The following is a 7,537-nucleotide window of genomic DNA, read 5'->3' as shown; positions in this document are numbered from 1 at the left end:
CGGCGGCCGCCTGTACACGGCCGGCAGCGCCCTGCCCGTGGGCCTGCGGCACCAGCATTTCGGCCAGCTCATCGTGAGCTGCGAAAAGGCCGACCTGCGGCCCGGGCCGTCGGAAATAAGCATTTATACCGACAGCGAGAAAGCCGTGGAAGCCCTGCCCGCCCCGGCCATCCCACGCCGGGAGGTGATTGACGAGCTGTATGCCGCCGTGGTCCATGACAAGCCCCCGGTGCACAACGGCGAATGGGCTCGCGCCACCACGGCGGTCTGCCTGGCGCTGCTGGAATCGGCGCGCAGCGGCCGGGATTGCGTGCCCCCGCACCAAGTCGGTCACAATGCGGGGTCATGAGCAACGATACCCAAAATATCATCCGCCACTGGCGTGAAGCCGTGCCCAATGACCGCCTCGCGCACCTGATCCGCGATGCCTCACGCGCCTTTCACCGCGCGCTGCAGGTGCGGCTGGCACGGCACGGGGTGCCCTTCGGCCACTGGACCTTTCTACGCATCCTCTGGGAGTCCGACGGCCTGACGCAGAAAGAGCTCAGCGAGCGCGCCGGCGTGATGGAGCCCACCACCTTCACCGCCATGAAGGCCATGGAGGCGCTGGGCTACATCGAGCGCAAGCAGCTGCCCACCAACAAGAAGAATATGTATGTGCACCTGAGCGACAAGGGCCGCGCGCTCAAGCAGTTGCTGGTGCCCCTGGCCGAAGAGACCAACAACGTGAGCATCGAGGGCATAGCGCCTGAACACATCAAGATGACGCGCACCGTGCTGCTGGCCATGATCGAGAACCTGGCCCGGGACGAATTGCTGCAGGAAAAGGCCGCGCCGGCCAGGCGCAAGGCCGCCGCCGAGGGCGAGCCGCAGGAAAAGCCGAAAAGGTGAAAATTACCGAAAAAAAGAATCCCGGCAATAGCTAAGCAGATAAGCCCGGGGGAAATCCGGGAGATCCGGTAAGGCCAAAGCCGCCGCCTGAAAAGGCCGGCGGCTTTTGCTTTTTTACAGCCTCAGACCAGCGTGACGCCGGTCTTGGCCTGCAGCGCTTCGCGCGTCACGCCGGGCGCCAGTTCCACCACCTTGAGGCCTTGGGGCGTCACGTCCATCACGGCCAGGTCGGTGATGATGCGGTCCACCACACCCACACCCGTGAGCGGCAGGGTGCACTTGGGCAGTATCTTCAGGTCCTCGGTGCCGTCCTTCTTTTTGGCGACGTGCTCCATCAGGACGATGACGCGCTTGACGCCCGCCACCAGGTCCATCGCGCCCCCCATGCCCTTGACCATCTTGCCCGGGATCATCCAGTTGGCCAGGTCGCCTTTTTCGCTGACCTGCATGGCGCCCAGGATGGACAGGTTGATCTTGCCGCCGCGAATCATCGCGAAGCTGTCATGGCTACCGAAGATGGACGAGCCCTTGATGGTGGTGACGGTCTGCTTGCCCGCGTTGATCAGGTCGGCGTCGACCTGGTCCTCGGTCGGGAAGGGGCCTATGCCCAGCATGCCGTTTTCCGACTGCAGCCAGACTTCCTTGTCGCCGGTGAAATTGGCCACCAGGGTCGGGATGCCGATGCCGAGGTTCACGTAAAAACCGTCTTCGAGTTCCTGGGCGGCGCGCGCCGCCATCTGGTCTTGGGTCCAAGGCATATCAAACTCCCGCTTTCTCGGTAATCGTCCGCTTCTCGATGCGTTTTTCAGGATTCGCATTCAGCACGATGCGGTGCACATAAATGCCCGGCAGGTGGATGTCGTCGGGCGCCAGCTCGCCGACTTCGACGATCTTCTCGACCTCGACGATGCAGACCTTGCCGGCCATCGCGGCGGCCGGGTTGAAATTGCGCGCCGTGAGGTTGAAGCGCAGGTTGCCCGACTTGTCGGCCACATGCGCCTTGACCAGGGCCACGTCCGGCACCAGCGAGCGCTCCATCACATAGGTCTCGCCGTCGAAGTCGCGCAACTCCTTGCCCTCGGCCACCTGGGTGCCCACGCCGGTCCTGGTGAAAAAGGCCGGGATGCCGGCGCCGCCGGCGCGCAGCTTTTCGGCCAGCGTGCCCTGGGGCGTGAACTCCAGTTCCAGTTCGCCGGCCAGGTACTGGCGCTCGAACTCCTTGTTCTCGCCCACGTAGCTGGAAATCATTTTTTTGATCTGCCGGGTTTCCAGCAGCTTGCCCAGACCGAAGCCGTCGACGCCCGCGTTGTTGGAGATCACCGTCAGGTTTTTGACCTGGCTGCCCTTCAAGGCATCAATCAGCGCCTCGGGAATGCCGCACAGGCCGAAGCCGCCCACGGCCAGCAACTGGCCGTCCTTGACCACGCCTTTGAGGGCCTCCGCGGCGGAGGGAAAAAGTTTCTTCACAAATCATCTCCTTGTGTTCCAGGCAATCCATTACGATACTACTTATCAAGTTACGTAGTTTTCCCTAAAGGTTTGTACTGTGGAAGTGGATTACCAGCTCGCATTCGACCTGGCACCGGTGGGACTGGTGCTGTCCCGCAACCGCTCGATTGTGGACTGCAACCAGCATTTATGCGAGATGTTCGGCGCCACGCGCGAACAGCTCGCCGGCCAGTCCTTCCTGATCCTCTACCCCAGCGCGGATGAGTATGAGCGCATAGGGGCGCGCATGCTTCCCGCCCTGAATACCAGGGGCCTGTACTCCGACGACCGCATCATGAAGCGCGTGGACGGCCGCAACAAGGGCGAGACCTTCTGGTGCCACGTCACCGGCCGCGCCCTCAACCGCAGCGCGCCGCACGAAGCCGGCATCTGGACCTTTGAAGACCTCAGTTCGCGCCGCCCCGTCACGGCCGAACTGACCGCACGCGAACGCGAAGTGGCCGCCCACCTGATGGACGGTCTGACCTCCAAGGAGATAGGCCGCGCGCTGGTCATCAGCCACCGCACCGTCGAGATTTACCGCGCGCGCCTGATGCGCAAGTACAAGGCCTCCACGACGGCTGACCTGGTGCACAAGCTGATGGCCGGTTCCTGATTCCATTCCCAAATCAGGCGTGCACTTTGTCGGTCCGCCTTGCCGTGCTGTAGCACTGTCTGCGGCGGGCCTTCGCGTTCACACCTGATTTGGGAATGGAATGAAGCAAGCGGTCAGGAGCCCGGGCCGCCCTCTTCCCCCGCCAGCCGGTCAAACGGCAACGCCTGCTTGACCAGGATCACCGTGCAGGGCGCCGCCATGGCGACCTTGATGGGCACCGTCGCCAGCAGCCGCTGCATCTGCAAACCGTGCGTCGCCGCGCCCATGACGATGATGCCGACCTGGTTGCCCTTGGCATAGTGCAGCAGCGCCTGCGCAACGTCGCCCGACTCGATGACGTGGAAAGACAGCGTCCGGCTGTCCAGGCCCAAGGGCTGGGCCCACTGTCTGAGCATGCCCAGGTAACGCCGGTGCACACTGGTTTCACTCGCCCCGGTGTCGTGGCCGGCCGCTTTCGCCGTCTCGATCACCGTCACGCAGGCCAGCCGCGCGCCGGGGGCCGTGCCCAGCACCCGCATCACGGCGCGCCGCAGCGAATACAGCGTGGCGTCGCTCACGTCCAGGTAAGGCACGGCCACCATGACGATGGGCGCCGCGTCCAGCTGCCGCGAAGGCAGCGCGCTGGGCCGGTAGTGCTTGCCCGCCGCGCGCAGCCAGCGCTTGAAATGTGCCCAGAAGCCTGTGGCGTGCAGGCGCCGTCCCAGCTCCGTCACGGCGATCTGCGACGGATCCGACAGGTCCAGCGCCAGGTGCGCGGCCGACGCGTAACGCCGGCCGGCTTCGCCCTGCAGGCAATGCAGGATGACTTCCTGCAGCCACTCGGGCAGTTCCGGCCGCAAGGCGCGCGGCGGCACCGGGTCCATCCACAGGCGCTGGCGCAGGCCGCCCCGGGTCTGCGGGTTGCCAAAGGGCAGCTCGCGCGTGGCCAGCTCGTACAGCATCACGCCGATGGCAAAGATGTCGCTTCGCGGGTCGCCCCGCACACCCACCACCTGCTCGGGCGCCATCCAGGCGGGGGAGCCGACGGCGGGGCGCAGTTCTTCGGCCAGCAGGTCCGGGTAGTGCGCATGGCAGGACAGCCCGAAGTCCAGCAGCACCGCGCTGCCGTCAGGGCGCAGCAGCACATTCGCCGGCTTCAGGTCCAGGTGGCAGGCCTCCTGCAGATGCAGGCTGTGCACCGCCTGGGCCATGGCGGCACCCAGCCGGGCGATTTCCTGCGCGGGCAGCGGCCCCGGGCTGTCGTCCAGCAGTTGCTGCAGGGTCCGGCCGGGCAGGTATTCCATCACCAGGTAGGGCAGCTTTTCGAGGTCTCCCGCTGCCACGAACCGCGGCACGTGCGGCCCCGTCAATACCGACAGCAGCTGCAGCTCGACCTCGAAGCCCACGATGTTTTCAGCGCCGTCCCCGGCCGTCATGCGCGGCACCTTCATCACCATCGGGAAAGGCGCGGCCCGCGACGGGTCGGCATAGCCCACCTGGTAGATGTGCGCCATGCCGCCCGCATGCAGGCATTCGCCGACGACAAACCCGTCGACCAGGGTGCCGGGCGCCATCAGCCTCACAAGCCCGCCTCCAGCCGCGCAGCGAAATGGCCGGGCAAACCCGCCGCGCGTACGTCGGCCGCCGCGGCCAGGTGGTCGTAAACCACACGGTGGAACGTCAGCTCGGCTTGCGTGGTGTCGAACAGCGCATACATGGCCCTGGTGTCGCCGTCGCGCGGCTGCCCCACCGACCCCACGGTGGCGATCCAGCGGCGGTGCGGCGGCACCGGGATGGGCACGCCCGGCGTGGGCGCAAAGCGCATCAGCCCTTGCCCCGCGCCCCGGAAATAAAGCGCCTGCTCGTGCACGTGGCCGCAGAACACATAACGCACCGCCGGGTTCAGGCAGGCGGCATCCAGGCAAGCTTCGGCGCGGCGCTCGTTGTCGACATACAGCCAGCGCTCGGGCGCGTCGGCACTGGCATGCACCAGCAGCGCCGCATCGACGGTGGCCGTCAGCGGCAGCGCCGCAAGGAAATCCAGCGCATCCCGGTCCAGCCGTTCGTGGGTCCAGGCAGCGCCGCTCTGGTCGAGAGAGTGGGCCTGGCTGGGCGGTGCCACGGTGTACTCGTCATGGTTGCCCTTGAGCACGATGGCGCCCTCGCCTGCCAGTTCGCGAATGCGCCGCACCACCTCGGCCGGTTGCGCGCCGTAGCCCACCAGGTCTCCCAGCACGGCCAGCCGGCCGGCACCCTGCGCGGCGGCATGGGCCAGGCAAGCCTGCAGCGCGCGCAGGTTGGCATGTACATCCGACAGTAGGGCAATTTTCATGGGCTTGGCGCGAGCTTTCAATCCACCGTGAAACACGGCTTTGCCCCCAGTTTGCACCAGCCGGCAGCAAAATTTCCGCAACAGGAACAAAATCGGGGCCGGCGTCTTGGCGCCGCCCCGAATTCACCCCATCCCAGGAAAATTTCCATGTCGCTGACCCTCTACCAGGCCTCCATTCCCGTCTTTATCCGCGGCTTTCACAACCTGTCGGCCGTGCTTGAAAAAGCCAGGGCCCATGCCGAGGCCAACAAGGTGGACCTCGCCACCTACGTCAACGCCCGCCTGGCGCCCGACATGTACCCGCTCTCGGGCCAGGTGCAAGGCGCAAGCGATGCCGCCAAATTCGGCGCGGCGCGCCTGGCCGGCATCACCCCGCCCAGCTTCGCCGACACCGAAACCACGTTTGAAGAACTGCAGGCCCGCATCGCGAAAACGCTGGACTTCCTCAAGACCGTGGACGAAGCGCAGATCAATGCGCGCGCGGGCGGCACCGTGACGCTCAAGGTACGCGGCAGGGAAATGAACTTTGTCTGCGAGCCCTACCTGCTGGATTTTGTGCTGCCCAATTTATTCTTCCACCTGACCACCGCTTACGACATCCTGCGCCACCAGGGCGTGCCGCTGGGCAAGATGGATTACCTCGGGAAGTTCTGAGCGCATGCGCATCCGGCCTTGAATTGCGCGGCGCGCAGTTCAGGCGTTTCGCCATGGTGAACGCGCTGGACAGGCCTTGGAACCGCCGCACCTGAGATACGCTAAGGCGTCCCGGACTCAGGCGCGGGTTCGCGCCGTATGGTTTCGCGGTCGCGGTGGTGGTCGCGCAGTTTTCCCAGGGTATGGTCCAGCACGCGCTTGAGCTTGTCGCTGGCACCGCGAAACGCCAGGTCCTGGTTGGGCGCCTGGTGGTTGACGGCCAACGGGTCGTGGTGCGCCAGCCGCGCCTCCATCACGCAGCGCTTCTGGTCGGGGCTGGCCTTGTCGCCGTTTTCGTCGCTCATATGCACCTCGATTCGCGTGATCTCGCCCTTGAAGCGGCTCAGTGATTCATGCAGCTCGCCGCTGGCCCAGCGTTCAAAGGATTCGCCGGTATGCAGGGTGTGCTTGGAGTTGACCTGGATTTGCATGGGGAGTTTTTCCTTTCAGGAATCTTCGGGAACGGCAACGCGCGGGCCTGCGGGCCGGGCTGTCTTGTGATCCGCCAGGGTGGCGGCTGAAATTTCATTGTGCGCGCGATACGCATGCAGGTCTGTAGTCCTGGATGCAACCCTCAAGTAAGGGCGGGTTTGAACACCTGCTTGCATATCCTGACGCGGCGTTGCAAACTAGGTCTTGCTCAGGGCAGCGCAACGCTCCCCGATAAACTCCCGCAGCAAACGCAGGCCCGGCGTCAATTGCCGCCGCCCCGGTAACACCATGTACATCGGCGAAGCCTCGGTTTGCCAATCGGTGCACAGCGCCACCAGCCTGCCCGCAGCCAGGTCCACCATCACGTCCAGCCGCGATTTGTAGATGATGCCCCTGCCGGCCAGCGCCCACAGGCGCACCACGTCGCCGTCATTGGCGATGTTGCCGCCGCTGGCGCGCACCGCCAGCTCTTCGCCGTCGCGCCAGAACTTCCAGCGGTCGTACACATCCTCCCCAAGCATGAAGCACAGGCAGCTGTGCCCGGCGAGCGCCTCTGGCGTTTCGGGCGTGCCGTGCGCTTTCAGGTAGGCGGGTGATGCGCACAGCACACGGCGGTTGGTCAGGTGCACTGGCAGCGCCAGCATGCTGGAGTCGGGCGGCTCGCCCTGGCGGAATGCGGCATCAACGAGGTCGCTGTAGACATTGGTCACGCGGTCCGACAAATGCAGGCGGTACTGGATGCCGGGGTGCAGTTGCTGGAACTCTTCGAGCCAGGGCAGCAGCAGGTTGCGCCCGAAGTCGGAGGGTGCCGCCAGCTGCAGCATGCCGCGCACCTGCTGCCGGCCGCTGGCCAGTTCCAGCTGCGCATCGCGCAAGGCCGCCAGCGCGGGCCTGCAATGCGCAAGAAAAACCTCGCCCTCGCGCGTGAGGCGCAGGCTGCGCGTGGAACGCACAAACAGCGGCGCCTGCAGTTCTTCCTCCAGCCGCTTGAGCGCGGCGCTGGCAGCGGCGGGCGTCAGGTCCAGGCCGCGCGCGGTAGCCGACAAGCTGCCCGAATCCACGGTGCGTACAAAGATTTCGAGGTCTTGCAGGGCTTTCATTTACAA

Annotated in this window: 9 protein-coding genes and 1 pseudogene; 4 read left to right on the top strand and 6 right to left on the bottom strand. The window is 65.5% G+C overall.

Features of this window, described 5'->3' with window-relative positions:
- A pseudogene (locus tag PMI15_RS12045) lies at positions 1 to 349 on the top strand (gfo/Idh/MocA family oxidoreductase); the annotation flags it as partial.
- A complete protein-coding gene (locus PMI15_RS12040; protein ID WP_007868825.1) occupies positions 346 to 891 on the top strand; it encodes a MarR family winged helix-turn-helix transcriptional regulator in 546 nt (181 codons plus the stop codon). The pseudogene PMI15_RS12045 and the gene PMI15_RS12040, both read left to right, overlap by 4 nt.
- A gap of 122 nt (positions 892 to 1,013) precedes the next feature.
- On the opposite strand, the gene PMI15_RS12035 is transcribed toward PMI15_RS12040, so the two are convergent.
- A complete protein-coding gene (locus PMI15_RS12035) occupies positions 1,014 to 1,649 on the bottom strand; it encodes a 3-oxoacid CoA-transferase subunit B (RefSeq protein ID WP_007868823.1) in 636 nt (211 codons plus the stop codon).
- Between the two features lies 1 nt (position 1,650).
- Positions 1,651 to 2,358, bottom strand: coding sequence for a CoA transferase subunit A (locus PMI15_RS12030; RefSeq protein ID WP_007868821.1), 708 nt, complete (start codon positions 2,356 to 2,358; stop codon positions 1,651 to 1,653).
- A 79-nt stretch (positions 2,359 to 2,437) separates the two neighbouring features.
- On the opposite strand from PMI15_RS12030, the gene PMI15_RS12025 reads away from it, so the two are divergent.
- Positions 2,438 to 2,995, top strand: a complete 558-nt coding sequence (locus PMI15_RS12025; RefSeq protein ID WP_007868819.1) for a PAS and helix-turn-helix domain-containing protein — start codon at positions 2,438 to 2,440, stop codon at positions 2,993 to 2,995.
- Between the two features lie 113 nt (positions 2,996 to 3,108).
- Here the strand turns inward: PMI15_RS12025 and PMI15_RS12020 are convergent, their stop codons facing one another.
- Complete coding sequence (locus tag PMI15_RS12020) at positions 3,109 to 4,557, bottom strand: bifunctional serine/threonine-protein kinase/universal stress protein (protein WP_007868817.1); 1,449 nt, start codon at positions 4,555 to 4,557, stop codon at positions 3,109 to 3,111.
- Entirely contained in the window at positions 4,554 to 5,306 is a 753-nt protein-coding gene (locus PMI15_RS12015; protein WP_007868815.1) for a metallophosphoesterase, read from the bottom strand. Before PMI15_RS12015 ends, PMI15_RS12020 begins: the two co-directional genes overlap by 4 nt.
- Before the next feature lie 147 nt (positions 5,307 to 5,453).
- Between PMI15_RS12015 and PMI15_RS12010 the strand changes: the two genes are divergently transcribed.
- Positions 5,454 to 5,960, top strand: coding sequence for a DUF1993 family protein (locus tag PMI15_RS12010; RefSeq protein WP_007868812.1), 507 nt, complete (start codon positions 5,454 to 5,456; stop codon positions 5,958 to 5,960).
- 101 nt (positions 5,961 to 6,061) lie between these two features.
- Here PMI15_RS12010 and PMI15_RS12005 read toward each other — a convergent pair whose 3' ends face one another.
- Both PMI15_RS12005 and PMI15_RS12000 read right to left on the bottom strand, forming a co-directional pair.
- Positions 6,062 to 6,430, bottom strand: a complete 369-nt coding sequence (locus PMI15_RS12005; protein WP_007868809.1) for an HPF/RaiA family ribosome-associated protein — start codon at positions 6,428 to 6,430, stop codon at positions 6,062 to 6,064.
- A 198-nt stretch (positions 6,431 to 6,628) separates the two neighbouring features.
- Positions 6,629 to 7,531, bottom strand: coding sequence for a LysR family transcriptional regulator (locus PMI15_RS12000; protein WP_007868806.1), 903 nt, complete (start codon positions 7,529 to 7,531; stop codon positions 6,629 to 6,631).
- Positions 7,532 to 7,537: the final 6 nt, after the last annotated feature.

Source organism: Polaromonas sp. CF318, assembly GCF_000282655.1.
Classification (GTDB): domain Bacteria; phylum Pseudomonadota; class Gammaproteobacteria; order Burkholderiales; family Burkholderiaceae_C; genus Polaromonas.
The sequence above is the reverse complement of the archived record's forward strand: the minus strand, read 5'-3'. Positions and strand labels throughout refer to the sequence as shown.

Excerpts from the sequence above, each read along its gene's own strand:
- PMI15_RS12040 (WP_007868825.1), top strand. The coding sequence starts at position 346 with ATGAGCAACGATACCCAAAATATCATCCGCCACTGGCGTGAAGCCGTG.
- PMI15_RS12035 (WP_007868823.1), bottom strand. The coding sequence starts at position 1,649 with ATGCCTTGGACCCAAGACCAGATGGCGGCGCGCGCCGCCCAGGAACTC.
- PMI15_RS12015 (WP_007868815.1), bottom strand. The coding sequence starts at position 5,306 with ATGAAAATTGCCCTACTGTCGGATGTACATGCCAACCTGCGCGCGCTG.
- PMI15_RS12010 (WP_007868812.1), top strand. The coding sequence starts at position 5,454 with ATGTCGCTGACCCTCTACCAGGCCTCCATTCCCGTCTTTATCCGCGGC.
- PMI15_RS12005 (WP_007868809.1), bottom strand. The coding sequence starts at position 6,430 with ATGCAAATCCAGGTCAACTCCAAGCACACCCTGCATACCGGCGAATCC.
- PMI15_RS12000 (WP_007868806.1), bottom strand. The coding sequence starts at position 7,531 with ATGAAAGCCCTGCAAGACCTCGAAATCTTTGTACGCACCGTGGATTCG.